Source organism: Azospirillum fermentarium, from assembly GCF_025961205.1.
Classification (GTDB): domain Bacteria; phylum Pseudomonadota; class Alphaproteobacteria; order Azospirillales; family Azospirillaceae; genus Azospirillum; species Azospirillum fermentarium.
This window is the reverse complement of the sequence record NZ_JAOQNH010000001.1, coordinates 2554165-2573573: the sequence shown is the minus strand read 5'-3', so window position 1 is coordinate 2573573 and position 19409 is coordinate 2554165. Positions and strand designations below refer to the sequence as shown.

Here is a 19409-nt window from a genome sequence, read left to right as displayed (position 1 = left end):
GCGGGGTGGCGCCCGCCCGCGTGGCGCGCCATAGTGGCGGCGATGCCGATATCGTCCGCCTTCGTTCCGTCAGCGGCCCGTGCCGCGGCGGCAGACCGCTGGATTCATCCCACCCCCGCCGGGCTGTTCGTGGCGCCGGGGGGATTTTTCATCGACCCGGTGCGGGCGGTGGAACGCGCGGTCATCACCCATGGACATTCCGACCACGCCCGCGGCGGCCATTCCCATGTGCTGGCCACCCCGGCCACGCTGGCGGTCATGGAGCAGCGTCTGGGCCGTGCCGCCGGGGCGGTGCGCCAGCCGCTGGACTATGGCGAATCCCTGACCGTCGGGGATGTGCGCCTCACCCTGGTGCCCGCCGGCCACGTGCTGGGCAGCGCGCAGGTGGTGGTGGAGCATGGGGGGGCACGGGTGGTGGTGTCGGGAGATTACAAGCGCCGGCCCGATCCCACCTGCGCCCCCTTCGACCCCGTGCCCTGCGACGTCTTCGTGACCGAGGCGACCTTCGCCCTGCCCATCTTCCGCCACCCGCCGGCGGAGGCGGAGATCGGGCGGCTGCTCCACTCCCTGGCCCTGTTTCCCGAGCGCAGCCATCTGGTGTCGGTCTATGCCCTGGGCAAATGCCAGCGGGTGATCGCGCTGTTGCGCGCCGCCGGCTACGGCCGCCCCATCTATCTGCACAGCGCGCTGGAGCCGCTATGCGCCCTCTATGCCCGGTTCGGTGTGGATCTGGGCGACCTGCGCCCGGCGGCGGAGGCCGGCGCGGCGGCGTTGCGGGGGGCGGTGGTGCTGACCTCCGGCGGCGGGGGACACTGGATGGAGCGGTTGAGCGACCCGGTGACCGCCGTGGCGTCCGGCTGGGTGCGGGTGCGGCAATGGGCGCGCCAGCGGGGGGCGGAACTGCCCCTGGTCATCTCCGACCACGCCGATTGGGACGAACTGACCGCCACCCTGGCCGAACTGTCCCCGGCGGAAGTGTGGATCACCCATGGCCGTGACGACGCGCTGTCCCACCACGCCGCCCGTCTGGGCATCCGCGCCCGCGCCCTGGCGCTGGTGGGCCGGAGTGGCGAGGGGGACGGGGAGGAGGAGGGCGCGTGAACCGTTTCGCCCGTCTGGCCGAAGCCCTGGCCTTCATGGCCTCCGATACCGGCAAGCGGCGGCTGATCGCCGATTACATCGCCACCACGCCCGATCCGGACCGCGGGTGGGGGCTGGCGGTGCTGCTGGGGGCGGTGGCGGTGCGGCACGCCCGTCCGGCGGTGCTGCGCGCCCTGGCCGCCCGCCGCACCGATCCGGTGCTGTTCACCCTGTCCCACGGCTTCGTCGGCGATGTGGCGGAAACCGTGGCGCTGATGTGGCCGGACCCGCCGCCGCGTTCCAACAGCCTGCCCCCGCCCATGGCCGAGGTGGCGCCGGCCCTGCTGTCCGCGGACCGCGCCGGGGTGGAGGATCTGCTGGAAGGGTGGCTGGACACCCTGGACGCCACGGGCCGCTACACCCTGCTGAAGCTGGCTGCCGGCTCATTGAAACTGGACGTCAGCCCCCGGCTGGTGGCGGAGGCGCTGGCGGAGTGGGGCGGGGTGGACGTTCACGCGGTGGAGGAATGCCGCCACGGCCTGACCCCGCCCTACGGGCCGCTGTTCGCGTGGCTGGAACGGCGGGGGCCGCGCCCGGCGGCGGGGCAGGGGCCGGTGTTCCGTCCCTTCATGCCGGCGGCACCGTTCGATGCCGGTGCGCTGGACGCGCTCGACCCCGCCCAATGGGCGGCGGAATGGCAGTGGGACGGGCTGCGGGTCCAGCTTGTGGCGGGAAGCGGGGGCCGTGCCGTCTATGGCCGCCAGGGGGAGGATTTGACGGCGGCCTTCCCCGACCTGGCCGAAGCGCTGGATATCGATGGTGCGGTGGAGGGGGAAATCCTGGCCGCCGCGGCGGACGGCCCGCCCTTCGCCCCGGCCTCGGCGGCGCTGCTGCAGCCGCGCCTGAAGCGGACGGCCAGGGGGCGGGCGGTGCCGGTGTTCGTGCGCCTGTTCGACATGCTGGCCGACGGCGGGGAGGATCTGCGGCCCATGCCCTTCGCCGTCCGCCGCGCCCGGCTGGAGCGGTGGTTCGCCGGCCGTTCCCCGGCCCTGGCCGCTCTGTCGCCGCTGCTGCCCCTGGCCGAGGCCCGGCGGCTTCACACCGGCATCGCCGGGGCGGGGGTGCGGGGGATGGTGTTGAAACGGCGGGACGCCCCTTATGACCCGGCGGGGGCCGGCGGGGCGTGGCTGGCGTGGAAGCGCGCCACCCGCAGCGTCCGCGCCGTGCTGATGTACGCCCAGCGGGCCGGCGGCCCGGGCGGCGGCGGGTACGAGAGCTACACCGCCGGCCTGTGGCGCGGCGGCGCGCTGGTGCCGCTGGGCAAGGCCACCGCGGCGCTGCCCGCGGATGCACGGCGGGAATTGGACCGCTGGATCACCGCCGCCACCACCAACCGCTTCGGTCCGGTGCGCGAGGTGGCGCCGGGGCTGGTGGTGGTGGTGGAATTCGACGGGGTGTCCCCCTCCGCCCGCACCAAATGCGGCCTGTCCCTGCGTGGTCCCCGCATCGCGGCGGTGCTGTGGGACACCCCGGTGGACGCCGCCGCCCCCCTGGCGGAGCTGGAAGCGCTGGCGGAGGGGTAATGGCCTGCGGCTTGGCTTAAGGCTTCTGGGGGACGGAAAAGACCAGAACCCGCATGACGGTGCCGGCGCCGGTGATGCGTTCCGCCGCCTCGTCCAGGCGGCGGCGCAGTTCCGCGCCGTTTTCGATGCCGCCGTTGACGATGAGCCGTTCGCCCATGGCGGTGAACAACACCGAGACGATGGCGTCCTGAATCTGTGCCCGCCGCCCGTCCGCAACCTTCAGGACGCGGGGGCTGGACAGTTCCAGGGTGACCTGAAACCGGGCGTTGCCGGTCAGAATCCCGTCCCGCTCGGTCGGCAGGAGCAGGTCGGGGAAGCTGATGCTGTTGGTGCGCACCGCCTCGGCGGGCTGGGCCACCCCGATCATCGCCAGGGCGGCGGCAACCAGAACGGTGCGCAGGAGGCTGCGCACGCTCATGGCAGGAACCTCTATGCCGGGTTCAGGGCCAGGACGCCTGCTTGGCGACCGGCGTGATCAGAATGCGGGTGACCGAGGCCCGGCCCATCAGCGCCTCGCTCCGTTCCAGGATCTTCTGGCGGACGGCCTGGGCGTTGGTGATGGCCCCGTTGACGATCCATCCTTTCTCCACCCCGATGTAGATCACGCCCAGCACCGCGTCCTGCAGCCGGGGGGCGATGGCCTGCGCCTCCGGCACCTTGGCGGCGTTGAGCAGTTCCAGGGTGACTTCAAGATGGTTGTAGCGCTGCACCTCGCCGCGGGTGCTGACCACCGGCACCAGCACCGGTCGGATCTTGATGGTGGGGGGAAGCGGGGCCGCCCCTTCGGCGGCAAGGGCGGGAGCGGCGGCGCAAAGGCTCAGCGCCACGGCCACGCAGGCGGCCAGGGCGCGGAGAACGGCGGAGACGTGTCCAGACACTCCGACCTCTTCCTAAAGGAATAGACGGTTATGATATACGCCCGATGCCCCTCTTCCACAATGGCGCTTGCCCCGCCGGGGGCGTGGAAAAACAGGGGCCTGCCCCCCGGAAAGACCCGGCATCACGCGATCTGCCGCGTGGTGGCGATGGCGGCATACTCCCCGTCCATGTTGGCCAGCGACAGGGCGTGGACATCCTCCGCCGTCCAAAGGTGCCCGCGGCGGTCGCGGCGGGCGAAGGTGAAGCAGGCATCCTCCACCAGCCACACAGTGAATCCCAGATTGCCCGCCGTCCGCACGGTGGCTTCCACGCTGTTGTTGGTGATGACGCCCATCACCACCACCGCACCGATGCCCCGGCCCCGCAGCCACGGCTCCAGCCCGGTGCCGATGAAGGCGCTGTTGGTGGCCTTGCCCATCACCGTTTCCCCGGCCCGCGGCATCACCGCGTCCTTGAACCCGTGGCCCGGCGTGCCGGGGGTGTAGGTGGAGCCCGGCACGGTGGAATCGTGGCGGATGTGGACCACCGGCCACCCGCGGTCGCGCCACGCGGCCAGGACGGCGGCCATGTTGGCCTCGGCGCCCGGGTTGTTGCGCGGGCCGTCGGCGGCCCAGCGGGGATCGTCGATGGCCCGCTGCACGTCGATGATGAGAAGGGCCGCACCGTCGGGAATCATGGCCGCTCGCTGGTCTGGGGTGGGGCGTGGCAAAAACGGAAGTCTGCTGCAAAGGGGCGCGTGACAAAAGCCCCGCTTTGGCGTCTAATCCCGCGCTTTTCCAGGATTGAGTGGTTCGGTATCGGCTATGAGCGCTGTGGAGACACGCAACGTTGCCCCGGACGAGGCGGACATCCGCCTTGACCGCTGGTTCAAGCGGCATTTCCCCGAGGTTGGGCACGGCCATCTGCAAAAGCTTCTGCGCACCGGGCAGGTGCGCGTGGACGGCAAGCGCGCCGACGCCTCCACCCGGCTGGCCGCGGGGCAGGCGATCCGCATCCCGCCGCTGACCGCTCCCACCCCGTCCCCCGATTCCCCGCCGAAGCCCAAGCCCGCCCTGTCCGCCGCCGCCAAGCGGGAGGCGGAGGCGCTGGTGGGCCGCGTGCTCTACCGCGACGACGACGTGATCGCCATCGACAAGCCCGCCGGTCTGGCGGTCCAGGGCGGCACCGGCATGACCAAGCACCTGGACGCCATGCTCGATTCCCTGCGCTTCGGCTCGGCGGAGCGGCCCCGGCTGGTCCACCGGCTGGACAAGGACACCTCGGGCGTGTTGCTGCTGGCCCGCAACGCCTTTGCCGCCACCCGGCTGGCGGAGAGTTTCCGCGGGCGTGACGCGCGCAAGATCTATTGGGCCGCCACCGTCGGCGTGCCGCGCCCGTTCCAGGGCAAGATCGACCTGGCCCTGGCGAAAGAGGGCGGCCCCCACGGCGAGCGGGTGGCCGCCAACGAGGAAGACGGCAAGCGGGCGCTGACCTATTTCTCGGTGCTGGAAAACCTGGGCAAGACCGCGGCCTTCGTGGCGCTGTGGCCGCGCACCGGGCGCACCCACCAGCTCCGCGTGCACATGGCCGCCATCGGCACGCCGATCCTGGGCGACGGCAAGTACGGCGGGGCGGAAGCCTTCCTGCCCGGTGCCGAGGTGCCGAAGAAGCTGCACCTGCACGCCCGCCGGCTGATCCTGCCCCACCCCCGCGGCGGCCACCGCACCATCGACGTGACGGCGCCGATCCCGGAGCACATGGCGGCGACGTGGCGCTATCTGGGCTTTTCCGCCAACCTGCGGGAAGACCCCTTCGCCGAGGTGGAGTGATGCCCTACACCCGTCTGCGCCTTGCGGTGTTCGATTGCGATGGAACGCTGGTGGACAGCCAGTTTTCCATCGTCGGCGCCATGACCGCGGCGTTCGCCGTCCACGACCTGCCGCCGCCCGACCCGCGCCCGGTGCGCCGGGTGGTGGGGCTGTCGCTGGCGGAGGCCGTGGCGGTGCTGTTGCCGGGCCATGACGCGGCCTTTCACGCCGCGGTGGCCGAAAGCTACCGCGATGCCTTCTTCCGTCAGCGGCGCAGCGGCACGCTGCACGAACCGCTGTTCCCCGGCATCCGCGAATGCCTGGACGCGCTGGAGGCCGAAGGGGTGCTGCTGGGGGTGGCGACGGGCAAATCGCGGCGCGGGCTGGACGCGGTGCTGGAGCACCACGGGCTGGCCGGGCGGTTCGTGACGCTGCAGACCAGCGACCGCGGCCCCGGCAAGCCCCACCCCGACATGCTCTACCGCGCCTTGGGCGAAGCGGGCGTGCCGGCGGGCGGGGCGGTGATGATCGGCGACACCACCTTCGACATCCAGATGGCGCGCAGCGCGCATGTGGAATCGGTGGGTGTGTCGTGGGGCTATCACGAGGTGGCGGAGCTTGAAAGCGCCGGTGCGGCCCGCATCGTGGACAGCGCCGATGAATTGACCGCGGCGGTGCTCGACATGCTGCGCGCCACGCAAGAGTAAGGAATCGGGTAGGGATATGAAGCGCTTTTACAAGGAAGCAGCCTCCGCCGCCGTGGACGGCGGGTTCGAGGTCCGTCTGGACGGCCGCAGCCTGCGCAGCCCGGCCAAGGCGCCGCTGCTCCTGCCCACCGGCGCGCTGGCCGACGCCATCGCCGCCGAATGGCAGGAGCAGGGGGAGCAGGTGATCCCCGATTCCATGGTGCTGATGCAGTTGGCCGCCACCGCGGTGGACGTGGTGGCGGTAAAGCGGGCCGAGATCGTGGCCGGGGTGGCGAAATACGCCGAAACCGACCTGCTGTGCTACCGCGCCGAACACCCCGAGGCCCTGGTGGAGCGGCAGAACCGCCACTGGCAGCCGCTTTTGGACTGGGCCACCCACCGGTTCGACGCCTCGCTGCACATCGCCGCCGGTCTGATGCCCCGCCCGCAGCCCGCAGACGCGCTGCACGCGCTGGAACGGGCGGTGGATTCGTACGGCCATTGGCACCTGTCGGCGCTGCAGAGCGCCACCGCGTCCTGCGGGTCGCTGATCGTGGCGCTGGCGCTCGCCGAAGGGCGGGTGAGCGCCGACGAGGCGTTCGACATCTCGCAGATCGACGAAACCTTCCAGATCGAGAAATGGGGGGAGGACGCCGAGTCCACCCGCCGCCGCGCCGGCCTGCGCCGGGACATCGGCGCCGCCGGACGCTTCCTCGCCCTGCTGGGATAAGCACAGAACGGCGAAAGCCCCTCCCCCGGCCGGGGGAGGGGCTTTCGATTGCGCGCAAGGTTACTGCGGCGACGGGGTGGTCATGGTGCCCGTGCTGCCGCCCGACGCACCCGGCGTGGCCGGGGTGGTGGTGGTGCCGGTCGTGCCGGTGCCGGTCCCGCTCTTGTGCGGGCGGTTGAGCGAGGTCATGCTGTCGGAATATTCGAATTCCGCCATATTGCGCACGTCCTCGCGGGTCAGGCCGGAAAGCTGGATCTTGTCAGTGTCCTGATTCCATTTGGCCTGATTGAAATCCACGGCGATCTGCTTGGCGCCGATGCCCAGGAAGCCGCCCGACGAGATCACAAGCTGCCGCGCCTGCCCGGACGTGGGGTCGAGGATCACGTCCTCCACCTCGCCGATGTTGTTGCCGTCCTGGCCGACCACCGATTTGCCCAGCATCTTTTCGGTGCTGGCAAGCTGCCCGCTGTGGGTGGTGGACGACATCGTGGAGCCGGTCCCGCCCGTCGTGGTGCTGCCGGACGATTGGGCGAAGGCGCCCCCGGTCATGAGCACCAGCACGGAAGCGGCCGCGAACAATTCCCTCCGCATCGTCTTTCCTTTCAGCGTTGTCTGTTGGCGTTGTGAAGACACCGGTACAAACAACGCTGGCGGCTCCGCATTCCCGCGGCACCGGGTGCGCTTAGGGCGTACCTTGTTCGGGGGAGGGGGCGGTCAGCCATTGGGGACGGTGGGGCCGGACCACACTGTCCCCGGCGGCGAACGCCCGCCCCCCGTCCTCCGCCTGCGCCAGAAGTTCAAGCCGTATCAAGGCGATGGCCTGGGTTCCGGCCCCGCCGCGCATCTCGCCCGCGTCCACCCCGTCCAGCGTCAGCGGCGTGCCGCTGCCGGGCAGCGGGCCATCCACCGTCACCGGGAACAGCCGCTTCTTGATCAGCGCGCGGTAACGGGTGCGGGCGGTCAGTTCCTGACCCATGTAGCAGCCCTTGTCCCACGCGATGGCGTTCAGCGCATCCATGTTGGCTTCCAGCGGGATGGTGCGCTCCACCGGCATGTCGCGGCTGCCGTCGGGCACCCCCAGCGCGAGCCGGTGGGCGTCATAGGCCCCGGGTTCCACCGGCGCGAACCCGGCCTGCGCCACCGCCGCTTCCCACCCGCCGTCCACGGGCACCACGGCGCGGGCACCCAGGCCGGGCAGGCGGGGATCGGTGAACGCCACGCCCCCGGCAAAGGGCTTCGCATCCCCCGGCTCCGCCGTCAGGCCCAGCTTTGCCAGCGCGGCGGTCCCGAACAGGGCGAGCACGCGGTAAGTGGCCGTGGCGTTGGCAAAGGTGACCTTGGAGCGCAGCTTGTAGGGCTTCAGCCGCCGGATCATCTCGTCGGTGCGGTCCCCCTCGGTCTCGGCCAGGATGGCGTCGCCGGCGTCGGTCAGGATGAAGTCGTGCAGAAACTTTCCCTGCGCCGTCAGCAGCAGGGAATACAGCGCCCGATTCGCCGCCAGCTTGCGCAGATCGTTGGTCACCAGCCCCTGGAGGAAGGCCGACCGCTCCTCCCCACCCAGGGCCACCACCCCGCGGTTGTCCAGCACCGCAAAGACCGCATCCTGTTCCGTCATCGTCCTTTGCCTCTTTCTGCGCCACCCGCGGGACACTGCCCGTCCTGTGGGCGTTCCGGCTTCAACGTGGGGCAAGCGGGCCGCCGGGGCAAGGGGCATCGCCTCCGTGAACTCCCGTACACGTCAAAGAGTTGACGGATGCCGGGGGTTTCCGCCTAACTGTAGGGATGTTTGGCACGGCGTTGGCATAGCCGTCCCGCCCCGATCCCCGCACACTGGAACCCGCCGCCCGTGACCGTCCCGCGCCTCGAGCTTTCGTCCATATCCAAGCGCTTTCCCGGCTGCCTTGCCAACGATCAGGTCAGCCTGACCCTGATGCCGGGAGAAATCCACGCGCTGCTGGGGGAAAACGGGGCCGGCAAGAGCACGCTGGTCAAGATCATCTATGGCGTGCAGCAGGCCGACAGCGGCACCATCCTGTGGGAAGGCCAGCCGGTGGTGATCAAGGATCCCCACGCCGCCCGCCGTTTGGGCATCGGCATGGTCTTTCAGCACTTTTCCCTGTTCGACACGCTGACGGTGGCGGAGAACGTGGCGCTGGGCCTGGAACAGCCCCCGCCCATGCGTGAGTTGGAGAGCAAGATCCGCACGGTGTCGGAGCGGTACGGCCTGACGCTGGACCCCGCCCGCCACATCCACACCCTGTCGGTGGGCGAGCGGCAGCGGGTGGAGATCGTGCGCTGCCTGTTGCAGGATCCCCGCCTGCTGATCATGGACGAACCCACCAGCGTCCTGACCCCGCAGGAGGTGGACCGGCTGTTCGGCACGTTGCGCCGGCTGGCGGAGGAGGGATGCACCATCCTCTACATCTCCCACAAGCTGGAGGAGATCCGGGCGCTGTGCAGCCGGGCCACCGTGCTGCGCGGCGGGCGGGTGGTCGGGGCCTGCGATCCGCGCCGGGAATCGGCGCGCAGCATGGCCGAGATGATGATCGGCACCACCCTGACCGCCCCCGTGCGCGCCGCGGCGGTGACGGGGGCGGCGGCGCTGGAGGTGCGGCACCTGTCCACCACCTCCGACGATCCCTTCGCCACCAACCTCAAGGATGTGTCGCTGGAGGTGCGGGCGGGCGAGATCCTCGGTATTGCCGGGGTGGCCGGCAACGGGCAGGCGGAATTGCTGTCGGCGCTGTCGGGGGAAATCATCATCGCCGACGAAGGATCCGTGCGCATCAAGGGGCAGGCGGCCGGCCATCTCGACCCCCGCCAGCGCCGCGCTCTGGGCCTGGCCTTCGTGCCCGAGGAGCGGCTGGGCCGCGGGGCGGTGCCGGAATTGAGTCTGTCGGAAAACGCCATCCTGTCCGGCTATGTGGCCGAGCCGCTGGTGCGCCGCGGGCTGGTGCATTTCGGGCGCGCCCGCGGGTTCGCCGAACGCATCATCAGCGGTTTCAACGTGGTCACCCACGGGCACAAGGCGGAAGCGCGCTCGCTGTCCGGCGGCAATCTGCAGAAATTCATCATCGGGCGGGAAATCCTGCAAAAGCCCACCCTGCTGGTGGTGGGGCAGCCGACCTGGGGCGTGGACGCCGGGGCGGCGGCGGCCATCCATCAGGCGCTGATCGACCTGGCCCGCGGCGGTGCGGCGGTGCTGGTCATCAGCCAGGATCTCGACGAACTGTTCGTGCTGAGCGACCGCATCGCCGTGCTGTTCCACGGGCACCTGTCGGAAAGCCGTCCCACCCACCACACGACGGTGGAGGAGATCGGGCTGCTGATGGGCGGCCTGTTCGGTGCGGCCCCCGGCGAGGAAGACCTGCCCCATGGCGCCGCCTGAGACCGTCACACCCACCTCATCCCGAGTCACCTCATGAGTTTCATCCGTCTTGAACCGCGGGGGCAGGCATCGCCGCTGTGGGTGTATGGGGCGCCGCTGCTGGCGGTGGCGCTGACGCTGGTCAGCGGCTTCCTGCTGTTCTGGGCCATGGGCTTCAACCCGGTGGCAGCCCTCCACGCCTTCTTCGTGGCGCCGCTGACCAGCGCGCGCGGCATCGGCGAGCTGGTGGTGAAGGCGACGCCGCTGACCCTGTGCGCCGTCGGTCTGGCCGTGGGTTTCCGCGCCAACGTGTGGAACATCGGGGCGGAGGGGCAATTGACGCTGGGCGCCGTCACCGGCGGCGGGCTGGCGCTGGCGTTCTACGGCGAGGGCGGGTGGTGGCTGCTGCCGCTGATGGTGGCGGGCGGCATCGCCGGCGGCATGGCGTGGGCGGCGATCCCGGCGTTCCTGCGCACCCGCTTCAACGCCAGCGAGATTTTGACCAGCCTGATGCTGACCTATGTGGCGCTGCTGCTGCTCAGCTATCTGGTGCATGGGCCGTACCGCGACCCCGACGGCTTCGCCTTTCCCGAATCCCGCCTGTTCGAAGAGGCGGCAACCCTGCCGGTGCTGGTGTCGGGCACCCGCATCCATCTGGGGGCGCTGTTCGCGCTGGCGGCGGTGGCCGGGTGCTGGGTGCTGGTCGCCCGCACCTTCGTGGGCTTTCAGATCCGCGTCATCGGCCTGACCCCGGCGGCGGCCGGTTACGCCGGGTTCAAGGAAAAGAAGATCATCTGGCTGACGCTGCTGCTGTCGGGCGGCCTGTCCGGTCTGGCCGGGCTGGGGGAGGTGGCGGGGCCGATCGGCCAGATCGTGCCCAGCGTGTCGCCCGGCTACGGCTTCACCGCCATCATCGTCGCCTTTCTCGGGCGTCTGCACCCGGTGGGCATCGTGCTGGCCGCCCTGCTGATGGCGCTGTCCTTCATCGGGGGGGAGGCCGCCCAGATCGGCCTGGGCCTGCCCAAGGCGATCACCGGGGTGTTCCAGGGGATGCTGCTGTTCTTCCTGCTGGGATCAGACGTGCTGATCCGCTACCGCGTGCGTGTGGGCGCCCGCAAGACCGTTTCCCAGGGAGCCACCGCATGAGCATCGAGGTCGCCGGCCCCGTCATTGCCGCCATGATGACGGCGGCCACGCCGCTGCTGTTCGCCGCCTTGGGCGAGCTGGTGGTGGAGAAATCGGGCGTTCTCAACCTGGGCGTGGAGGGCATGATGCTGGGCGGGGCCGTGGTCGGCTTCGCCGCCGCCGTGCTGACCGGCAGTTCCGCCGTGGGCTTCGTGGCCGGGGCGCTGGCCGGGCTGCTGCTGGCGGCCCTGTTCGGGGTGCTGACGCTGGGGCTGTTCACCAATCAGGTGGCGACCGGACTGGCGCTGACCCTGTTCGGCGTCGGGCTGTCGTCGCTGGTGGGGCAGGGTTATGTCGGCCACCCCATCGCCGACGTGCCGGAACTGCACATCCCGGTCCTGACCGACCTGCCCATCATCGGCCAGCCGCTGTTCGGGCAGAGCCTGCCGGTGTATCTGGCGCTGGCGGCGGTGCCGGCGGTGCACTGGTTCCTGTTCCGCACCCGCGCCGGGCTGGTGCTGCGCGCGGTGGGGGAGAACCACACGGCAGCCCACGCGCTGGGGTACAAGGTCATCCGCATCCGCTTCCTGGCCGTGCTGTTCGGCGGCGCCATGAGCGGGCTGGGCGGGGCCTATCTGTCGCTGGACTACACCCCCATGTGGGCCGAGGGCATGACCGCGGGGCGCGGCTGGATCGCGCTGGCGCTGGTGGTCTTCGCCACGTGGAAGCCGGGGCGGGTGCTGGCCGGGGCGTGGCTGTTCGGCGGCGTCACCATCCTTCAGCTTCACGCGCAGGGGGTGGGGTTCGCCGTTCCCTCGCAGCTCTTGTCCATGCTGCCCTATCTGGCTACGGTTCTGGTTCTGGTGCTGATCTCGCGGGACGTCACGCGCATCCGGCTGAACGCGCCGGCCAGCCTGGGCAAGATCTTTTATCCCGATTGATCGTCTCATAACAAAACGGGGAGTCACTCAAGTGAACAGACGGACGATGGGCAAGGCCCTGATGGGGGCCGCCGCGGTCGCGGCGCTGTGCAGCCTGGGCGCCGGGGCCGCCGTGGCCCAGGACAAGATGAAGGTCGGCTTCGTGTACGTCGGCCCGATCAGCGATCACGGCTACAGCTTCCAGCACGATCAGGGCCGTCTGGCCGTGGAAAAGACGCTGGGCGACAAGGTGACCACCACCTTCGTCGAGAACGTGCCCGAGGGTGCGGACGCCGAGCGCGTGATCGAGCAGTTGGCCGCCTCCGGCCACAAGCTCATCTTCACCACCTCGTTCGGTTTCATGAACCCGACGCTGAAGGTGGCCCAGCGCTACCCCGACGTGAAATTCGAGCACGCCACCGGCTACAAGCGCGCCAAGAACGTGGCGACCTACTCCGCCCGCTTCTACGAGGGGCGCACGGTGGTCGGGACCATCGTCGGCAAGATGACCAAGTCGAACATCGTCGGCTACATCGGCTCCTTCCCCATCCCCGAGGTGGTGGGTGGCATCAACGCCTTCACCATCGCCCTGCGTGAGCAGAACCCCAAGGCGGAAGTGCGCGTGGTGTGGGTCAATTCCTGGTACGACCCGCCGAAGGAAGCCGAAGCGGCCAAGGCCCTGATCGACCAGGGTGCGGACGTGATCGTGCAGCACACCGACAGCCCCGCCCCGGTGCAGGCCGCCGAGGAACGCGGCCTGTGGTCCGTGGGCCAGTCGTCGGACATGTCCCGCTTCGGGCCGAAGTCGCACCTGACCGGCATCGTCGATGACTGGAGCGGCTATTACATCCAGCGCGTCCAGGCCGTTCTCGACGGCACCTGGAAGGCCGAGGACACCTGGGGCGGGCTGAAGGACAAGATGCTGTACCTGGCCCCCTACAACCCGGCGATTCCGGCGGACGTGGTGGCGCTGGCCAACACGGTCCGCGACGGCATCATGGACGGCAGCCGCCATTCCTTCACCGGCCCCATCAAGGACCAGTCGGGCAAGGTCGTGATCCCCGCCGGCCAGAAGGCCACCGACGAGCAGATCCTGAAGATGGACTGGTTCGTGGAAGGCGTGGTCGGCAAGCTGCCCAAGTAAGCGCCGGGAAGTATAAGCGCCGGAGTGGTGGCAAAGGGGCGTTCCGTCCCTTCGCCACCTGCTTACCGGGCAGGGGGCATTTACGCCGGCGGGGCCGTGCGGCGGTAGCTGTCGCGGTCGGCGGCCTTGTCGAACCACGCGGCCAAGGCCGGGCGCCCCTGGCGCCAGGCGTCCGCGGCGAAGCGGAAATCCAGATAGCCCAGCGCGCACAGGATCGACACCGTGCCGATGGTGGGGGTGGGGGACAGGCTGTCCGCCTCACTCTCCAGCGCATCGCAGGCGCGGGCCATGGCGCGGGCCTGACGGTCGGCCCAGGTCTGCGACCGTTCGCCGTCGGGGCGGTTCAGTTCCAGCCGCCGCAGCACCGCGGCATCGTTCAGCCCGTCGGCCAGGGCCTGCTGACGCAAGGCCGTCCAGCGGGCGGGGCCGGGGGCGGGGAACAGCCGGTGGCCGTCGTGCAGGGTGTCGAGATACTCGCAGATCACCGGGCTGTCGTAGAGCACCGTGCCGTCGCCCAGCGACAGCGCCGGCACCTTGCCCAGCGGGTTGTCCTTGGGCAGGTCGGTGTCCGGCGACCACGCGTCGGTGCGGATCAGCGTCACCGCATCCTCCAGGCCGCATTCGATCAGCGTCATCATCACCTTGCGCACATAGGGCGAGGTGGGGCTGTGGCGTAGGGTAATCATCGGGTCTTCTCTCGTCCCTTGTCGGTCCCTTAGGCGGGCAGCGTCGGCGGCAAGCTTAGCGGAAAACGTCCTTGCGGCGGCGGATTTCGGCGAACACCGCCGCCGGTTCGGCGCCGCTCATCCCCACCGCGGCCTGCACCGCCGGATCGTCGGCGCGCAGGAACGGGTTGGTCTGCCGGTCCTCCTCCAGCGTGAAGGGCACCGTCGGCTCGCCACGGCCGCGGGCGGCCTTGATGGCGTCGGCGCGGCGGGCGAGCGCGGCATTGTCCGGGTCCACCGTCACCGCGAAGCGGGCGTTGGAGAGTGTGTATTCGTGGGCGCAATAAACCCGCGTGCCGGCGGGCAGGGCGCGCAGGCGCGACAGCGAGTCCCACATCTGTTCCGCCGTCCCTTCGAACAGCCGCCCGCAGCCCAGCGCGAACAGGGTGTCGCCGCAGAACAGCGCCCCCAGGCCGGGGAAATAATAGGCGATGTGGCCCGACGTGTGGCCGGGCACGAAAAACACCTGTGCCTGTTGCGGTCCCACGGAAAAAACCTCGCCATCCGACAGCAGCGCATCCATATCAGGAATGCGGTGCCGGTCGGCGCGGGGGCCGGCCACGGTACAGTGATGCGCCGCCTTCAGCGCTGCGACGCCGCCGATGTGGTCGTTGTGGTGATGGGTAAGCAGGATGTGGGTCAGGCGCCAGCCGCGGCGGTCCAGCTCCGCCTGGACCGGGGCGGCATCGCCGGGATCGACCACGGCGGTGGTGCCGGTTTCCCCATCGTGCAGAAGGTAGATATAATTGTCGTCGAACGCTGGTATCCGATGGATGTCCATGGCTTTCCGTCCCTTTCTGACAACCGTGTGAGCCCACTATCGCCATGCATACGGATATTGTCGATCTCCGCGAATTCTACGAAACCAGCCTGGGGCAGGCCGCCCGGCGGATGATCCGCCGCCGCATCCGCCTCATCTGGCCCGACGTGCGCGGGCAGATCGTGCTGGGTCTGGGCTTCGCCACCCCCTATTTGCGGCCCTTCCGCGAGGAGGCGGACCGCGTGATCGCGCTGATGCCGGCGACGCAGGGCGTGGGCTTCTGGCCGCCCGAGGGGCCGGGGCTGGTGGCGCTGGGGGACGAGGGGGATTTGCCCTTCGGCGACATGACCATCGACCGCGTGCTGCTGGTCCACGGGCTGGAGGGCACCGAGCAGCTCCGCCCGCTGATGCGGGAGATCTGGCGGGTGCTGGCCGGTGGCGGGCGGGTGCTGGCGGTGGTGCCCAACCGCCGCGGCCTGTGGGCGCGCGCCGACTGGACGCCGTTCGGCCACGGCTTCCCCTATTCGCCCTCGCAACTGAAGCAGGTGATGCGGGAAGCCATGTTCGTGCCCGAACGCACCGAACACGCGCTGTTCATCCCGCCCTTGAAATCGCGGATGCTGCTGCGGTCCGCCCCGGCGTGGGAGGAGATCGGGTCGCGCTGGTTCAAGGCGTTCGCGGGGGTGACGATGATCGAAGCCTCCAAGCAGATCTTCGCCGCCGCCACCCCGCGCCGTGTGGTGCAACAGCCCAAACGCCGCCTGATCGTCTCCCTCCCCGGTGGCGCCGCCCCGGCGGCCCGCCGTGGGGTGGAGTAGGGGCTAAAAACCCTCTCCCCGGCGGGAGAGGGGAGACGACGGCCGTGTTACTTCCGCAGCGTGCCCAGGACCGAGCGCACGCGGTCGTTGAGACCGCCCATGCGGCCGCTCAGGGTCTGCATGGGGCCGGACAGGCCGTCCAGCGTGGCCGTGACCTCGGTCACCGCGCGTTCGGCGGCGCGGATGCTCTGTTCCGCCGCCGCCACGTCGTGGCGGGTGCGGTCCAGGCGCTGGGACACGTCGCCGGCCAGATGGGTCTGTTCGGTGATGGCCCCGGCCACCGTGTCGTTGATGGTCTGGATCGACCGGATGGTGCCGTGGATGCTGGACAAGGCGCCGTCCACCGCCGCGGTTTCCCGCTGCAGGTTCGCCACCTGATCGGCGATCTGCTTGGTGGCGTCGGCGGTCTGGCGCGACAGGGCCTTGACCTCGTTGGCCACCACGGCGAATCCGCGCCCCGCCTCGCCCGCGCGGGCCGCTTCGATGGTGGCGTTCAGCGCCAGCAGATTGGTCTGGCTGGCGATGGCGTTGATGAGCTTGACCACGCTGGCGATCTGCTCCGCCGCCGTGCGCAGGGAGGTCATGACCGTGGTCGCACGTTCGGAATCGGCGGTGGCCGACGCGCTGATGTCGCGGGCCTTGGCGGTGTCGGCGGCGATGCGGTCGGCGGTGGCGGCCAACTGGCCGATCATCGACGCCACGGTGCCCACCGATTCATCCACCGACTGGGAGGCGCGGGCGGCTTCCGACGCCTGGCGCACGCAATCGCCGTTGGCGCGCTTCACCCCGTTGATGCCGCTGTCGAGCTGGCGCACGGTGTCCGACACCTCGTTCACCACGGCGCCCACGTCGCGCTCCAGTTGGGACGACAGGTCGCGGAGGATCTGGCTGCGCTGCTGTTCCGCCCGTTCGGCGCGCAGCATGGAGAGGGCCCACTGACGCGCCACGCGGGCATAGCGGCGGGCCTGCTCCACCGGGGCGGCGATGCCCAGGCTGGCGACCCGCTCGCCGTCCACGTCGATGGCGGCGTTGTAGCCTTCGCGCATGGTCCCGCCGGAGCGGGCGGCCTCGTCCCGGCTGACCGGGCGCTCGTCGGCACGGCGGGCCATGATCTCCGCGGCGATGGCGTGGGTCTGGCCGACCCGTTCGCGGGCGGACGAGGCGATGATGGCACCCCCCGGCCCCATGAACGAAACCGTAACCTCCAGTTCCCGCGCCATATGGTCGCAGATGTCCTGCGCAGTCTTCGCGCTCAATTCCACGGTCCGTCTCCTTGAATCAGGCCAGGGGGGCACCATAACCGTTTTTGTTTAAAATCTGGTTGCAAAAACGGGGCGCCCTCCCTTTTACCGTGCTGCAGCAAGCGCTTCGGCGGTCATGGCGATGGTCAGGGTTCCGTCGCTGCCCACCCGCAGCACCTGGGCGGGCACGGTCACCGTCCGCCCCGCCTCGGTGGCCAGGATCAGGCCGGTGACCGTGCCGTCCCGGTGGGCGGCACCGTGAATCACCGCCTGTGCCTTGCCGTCCTGGGTGGTGACCGTGCGTCCGGCCAGCCGCTGGGCGTCCTCCACCGTCACCGGGGGCAGGGGGGTGGTGTCCGTGGGCTGGGCCGGCGGGGTGGCGGCGCGGTCGTCGGCCCGCGGTGCGGTCATCAGCGGGGCGGGGGCAGAGCCGCCGGGGGGCGGCTGCTGCGCGGCTCCGATGGCGGGGGACAGGAGGATCAGGGCGGCGAGCAGGGGGCGAGAAAGGGGCATGGCGGCGTCTCCCGTCGGGTTGGTTGGTTTTCGAAAAACCAACAGCCGGCGGGGCCGCTCATCCCCGGCGCAGAAGAAAGACCCCCTGTTCCCCCAGCAGGTTGGCAAGCCCGGTGGGGGACCGGCGGGTGACCCGCCCGGCCTTGTCCACGATGGCGGTCTTTTCGATGACGATGCCCATCTGCGCGCACAGCTCGACGAAATCGGCGATGGTGCAGAAATGGATGTTGGGGGTTTCCCACCACTGATAGCCCAGCCGCTCCGTCACCGGCATACGCCCCCGGAACAGAAGCTGAAGCCGGATGGGCAGATACCCGAAATTGGGCAGCGACACGATGGCCCGCCGCCCGATCCGCACCATGGTGTTGAGAACGCCGCGCGGGTCGCGCATGGCCTGGATGGTCTGGCTGAGGATCACATAGTCGAAGGCGTCCGGGGGATAATCCTTCAGATCGGTTTCCGCGTCGCCCTGGATCACCGACAGCCCGTGCTTCACGCAGCGGCTGACCCCATCCATGCTCAGCTCGATGCCGCGCCCGTCCACGCCCTTTTCCCGGGTCAGATGGGCCAGCAGCGTGCCGTCGCCGCACCCCACGTCCAGCACCCGCGCCCCCGGTGCCACCATGTCGGCGATCAGGCGCAGGTCGATGCGGATGGTCTGGGCGGCGGGGGCGGTGGTCATCGGTGCTGAACCCGGAAGGATAGGGGGAAAGCGGCTACGTCGTCTGGGCGCTGCGGCGGGGAATCAGGCCGCGGTGCCGGGCGCAGCCCTCGATGAAGCCGTGGACCACCTGATAGAATTCCGGCTCGTCCAGGAGAAAGGCGTCGTGGCCCTTGTCGGTCTGCACCTCGACGAAGCTGACGTTGGCGGCCACGGCGTTCAGCGCGTGGACCACCGCCCGCGATTCCGCCGTGGGGAACAGCCAGTCGCTGGAAAAGCTGACCACGCAGAACCGCACCGGCGTGCCCCGCCCATCGGGGAGACGGAAGGCGTTGGACAGGGTGCCGCCGTGGTCGCGCGCCAGATCGAAATAATCCATGGCGCGGGTGATGTAGAGGTAGGAATTGGCGTCGAACCGCTCGACGAAGCTGATGCCCTGGTGGCGCAGATAGCTTTCCACCTGGAAATCGGCGTCGAAGCCATAGGTCACCCGCTCGCGGTTTTGCAGGTTGCGCCCGAATTTCCGGTGCAGCGCCGGTTCCGACAGATAGGTGATGTGGGCGGCCATGCGCGCCACCGCCAGCCCGCGGTGCGGGCGGGTGCCCTGCCGGTGGTACGTGCCGCCGGCCCAGTCGGGGTCGGCCATGATCGCCTGCCGCCCCACCTCGTGAAAGGCGATGTTCTGCGCCGAATGGCGCGACGCCGTAGCGATGGGGATGGCCGAGAACACCGATTCAGGGTAGGCGGTGGCCCATTCCAGCACCTGCATCCCGCCCATGGACCCGCCGATCACGCAGAAAAGCTGTTTGATGCCCAGATGCTCGATCAGCATCTTCTGCGCCCGCACCATGTCGGGGATGGTGATGACGGGAAAGTTCAGCCCGTACGGCTCTCCCGTGGCCGGGTCGGGCTCCAGCGGGCCGGCGGACCCCATGCAGCCGCCGATGATGTTGGAGCAGATGACAAAATAACGGTCCGTGTCCACCGGGCGCCCCGGCCCCACCATCCGTTCCCACCAGCCGTCCTTCCCGGTCACCGGGTGGCGGTCCAGCACGTAATGGTCGCCGGTCAGCGCATGGCAGACCAGCACCGCGTTGGTCCGGTCCGCGTTCAGCGCGCCATAGGTCTGATAGGCGATGGTGAACGGCCCCAGGTCCGCCCCGCAATCCAGCCGCAGCGGCGCGCCGGCGCCCAGATGCGCCCGGTGGCCGGGCAGGGCGGCGGTGTCGATGGGGCGGGCCGGTGCGGCGGGGGTGTCGGAGGGAGGCATCGGTTGGGCGCTCTTTCCAGCCTCGACCATGACGGGACGGTATAGCTAGGAACCACCCGCCGGGGGTGTCAACGTTTTCTTTGATTTTGGCGGGGCTGCGGTCTACACCTAAAGTGAATC

At 70.0% G+C, this 19409-nt stretch carries 21 protein-coding genes; 10 read left to right on the top strand and 11 right to left on the bottom strand.

Annotated elements, in window-relative coordinates; all coding sequences use genetic code 11:
* Positions 1 to 42: 42 nt before the first annotated feature.
* Positions 43 to 1101, top strand: coding sequence for a ligase-associated DNA damage response exonuclease (locus M2352_RS12095; protein WP_264664735.1), 1059 nt, complete (start codon positions 43 to 45; stop codon positions 1099 to 1101).
* Positions 1098 to 2663 (top strand): cisplatin damage response ATP-dependent DNA ligase, encoded by a 1566-nt coding sequence (locus M2352_RS12090; protein ID WP_264664734.1) that lies wholly within the window; start codon positions 1098 to 1100, stop codon positions 2661 to 2663. Before M2352_RS12095 ends, M2352_RS12090 begins: the two co-directional genes overlap by 4 nt.
* Positions 2664 to 2679: 16 nt before the next feature.
* On the opposite strand, the gene M2352_RS12085 is transcribed toward M2352_RS12090, so the two are convergent.
* The 3 genes from M2352_RS12085 to M2352_RS12075 all read right to left on the bottom strand — a co-directional run bounded on the left by M2352_RS12085 (position 2680) and on the right by M2352_RS12075 (position 4218).
* The gene (locus M2352_RS12085) at positions 2680 to 3081 is read right to left on the bottom strand and encodes a flagellar basal body-associated FliL family protein (RefSeq protein ID WP_264664733.1); all 402 of its coding nucleotides are present in this window, start codon (positions 3079 to 3081) and stop codon (positions 2680 to 2682) included.
* A 22-nt stretch (positions 3082 to 3103) separates the two neighbouring features.
* The gene (locus tag M2352_RS12080; RefSeq protein WP_264664732.1) at positions 3104 to 3541 is read right to left on the bottom strand and encodes a hypothetical protein; all 438 of its coding nucleotides are present in this window, start codon (positions 3539 to 3541) and stop codon (positions 3104 to 3106) included.
* A gap of 122 nt (positions 3542 to 3663) precedes the next feature.
* Positions 3664 to 4218: a cysteine hydrolase family protein gene (locus tag M2352_RS12075; protein WP_264664731.1), complete on the bottom strand. Its 555-nt coding sequence runs from the start codon at positions 4216 to 4218 to the stop codon at positions 3664 to 3666.
* A 127-nt stretch (positions 4219 to 4345) separates the two neighbouring features.
* On the opposite strand from M2352_RS12075, the gene M2352_RS12070 reads away from it, so the two are divergent.
* From M2352_RS12070 to M2352_RS12060, 3 genes are read left to right on the top strand one after another with little or no spacing between them, the layout of a single operon-like run.
* On the top strand, positions 4346 to 5350 hold the full coding sequence (locus M2352_RS12070; RefSeq protein ID WP_264664730.1) for an RluA family pseudouridine synthase: 1005 nt from the start codon (positions 4346 to 4348) through the stop codon (positions 5348 to 5350).
* Positions 5350 to 6036 (top strand): HAD-IA family hydrolase, encoded by a 687-nt coding sequence (locus M2352_RS12065; protein ID WP_264664729.1) that lies wholly within the window; start codon positions 5350 to 5352, stop codon positions 6034 to 6036. Before M2352_RS12070 ends, M2352_RS12065 begins: the two co-directional genes overlap by 1 nt.
* A 16-nt stretch (positions 6037 to 6052) precedes the next feature.
* Entirely contained in the window at positions 6053 to 6745 is a 693-nt protein-coding gene (locus tag M2352_RS12060; RefSeq protein ID WP_264664728.1) for an ATP12 family chaperone protein, read from the top strand.
* A 60-nt stretch (positions 6746 to 6805) separates the two neighbouring features.
* Here the strand turns inward: M2352_RS12060 and M2352_RS12055 are convergent, their stop codons facing one another.
* Both M2352_RS12055 and ygfZ read right to left on the bottom strand, forming a co-directional pair.
* Positions 6806 to 7336, bottom strand: a complete 531-nt coding sequence (locus M2352_RS12055) for a PRC-barrel domain-containing protein (RefSeq protein ID WP_264664727.1) — start codon at positions 7334 to 7336, stop codon at positions 6806 to 6808.
* A 91-nt stretch (positions 7337 to 7427) separates the two neighbouring features.
* A complete protein-coding gene (gene ygfZ, locus M2352_RS12050) occupies positions 7428 to 8360 on the bottom strand; it encodes a CAF17-like 4Fe-4S cluster assembly/insertion protein YgfZ (RefSeq protein ID WP_264664726.1) in 933 nt (310 codons plus the stop codon).
* Positions 8361 to 8591: 231 nt separating this feature from the next.
* Between ygfZ and M2352_RS12045 the strand changes: the two genes are divergently transcribed.
* From M2352_RS12045 to M2352_RS12030, 4 genes are read left to right on the top strand one after another with little or no spacing between them, the layout of a single operon-like run.
* Positions 8592 to 10133: an ABC transporter ATP-binding protein gene (locus tag M2352_RS12045; RefSeq protein ID WP_264664725.1), complete on the top strand. Its 1542-nt coding sequence runs from the start codon at positions 8592 to 8594 to the stop codon at positions 10131 to 10133.
* 33 nt (positions 10134 to 10166) lie between these two features.
* Positions 10167 to 11258 carry an ABC transporter permease gene (locus tag M2352_RS12040; RefSeq protein WP_264664724.1) on the top strand — a complete coding sequence of 364 codons (1092 nt, stop codon included), beginning with the start codon at positions 10167 to 10169 and terminating at the stop codon, positions 11256 to 11258.
* The gene (locus M2352_RS12035; RefSeq protein ID WP_264664723.1) at positions 11255 to 12178 is read left to right on the top strand and encodes an ABC transporter permease; all 924 of its coding nucleotides are present in this window, start codon (positions 11255 to 11257) and stop codon (positions 12176 to 12178) included. The genes M2352_RS12040 and M2352_RS12035 overlap by 4 nt, the downstream gene beginning before the upstream one ends.
* Positions 12179 to 12224: 46 nt before the next feature.
* Complete coding sequence (locus tag M2352_RS12030) at positions 12225 to 13301, top strand: BMP family ABC transporter substrate-binding protein (protein ID WP_264665348.1); 1077 nt, start codon at positions 12225 to 12227, stop codon at positions 13299 to 13301.
* Positions 13302 to 13381: 80 nt separating this feature from the next.
* On the opposite strand, the gene M2352_RS12025 is transcribed toward M2352_RS12030, so the two are convergent.
* Entirely contained in the window at positions 13382 to 13987 is a 606-nt protein-coding gene (locus tag M2352_RS12025) for a glutathione S-transferase N-terminal domain-containing protein (RefSeq protein ID WP_264664722.1), read from the bottom strand.
* Between the two features lie 55 nt (positions 13988 to 14042).
* Entirely contained in the window at positions 14043 to 14807 is a 765-nt protein-coding gene (gene gloB, locus M2352_RS12020; RefSeq protein WP_264664721.1) for a hydroxyacylglutathione hydrolase, read from the bottom strand.
* Positions 14808 to 14851: 44 nt separating this feature from the next.
* Between gloB and M2352_RS12015 the strand changes: the two genes are divergently transcribed.
* Positions 14852 to 15604, top strand: coding sequence for a class I SAM-dependent methyltransferase (locus M2352_RS12015; protein ID WP_264664720.1), 753 nt, complete (start codon positions 14852 to 14854; stop codon positions 15602 to 15604).
* A 47-nt stretch (positions 15605 to 15651) separates the two neighbouring features.
* Here M2352_RS12015 and M2352_RS12010 read toward each other — a convergent pair whose 3' ends face one another.
* The 4 genes from M2352_RS12010 to metX form a co-directional block, all read right to left on the bottom strand.
* A complete protein-coding gene (locus M2352_RS12010) occupies positions 15652 to 16866 on the bottom strand; it encodes a methyl-accepting chemotaxis protein (protein WP_264664719.1) in 1215 nt (404 codons plus the stop codon).
* An 84-nt stretch (positions 16867 to 16950) separates the two neighbouring features.
* On the bottom strand, positions 16951 to 17358 hold the full coding sequence (locus M2352_RS12005) for a hypothetical protein (protein ID WP_264664718.1): 408 nt from the start codon (positions 17356 to 17358) through the stop codon (positions 16951 to 16953).
* A gap of 58 nt (positions 17359 to 17416) precedes the next feature.
* Complete coding sequence (gene metW / locus M2352_RS12000) at positions 17417 to 18040, bottom strand: methionine biosynthesis protein MetW (RefSeq protein WP_264664717.1); 624 nt, start codon at positions 18038 to 18040, stop codon at positions 17417 to 17419.
* 34 nt (positions 18041 to 18074) lie between these two features.
* Positions 18075 to 19289 (bottom strand): homoserine O-acetyltransferase MetX, encoded by a 1215-nt coding sequence (gene metX, locus M2352_RS11995; protein WP_264664716.1) that lies wholly within the window; start codon positions 19287 to 19289, stop codon positions 18075 to 18077.
* Between the last annotated feature and the right edge of the window lie 120 nt (positions 19290 to 19409).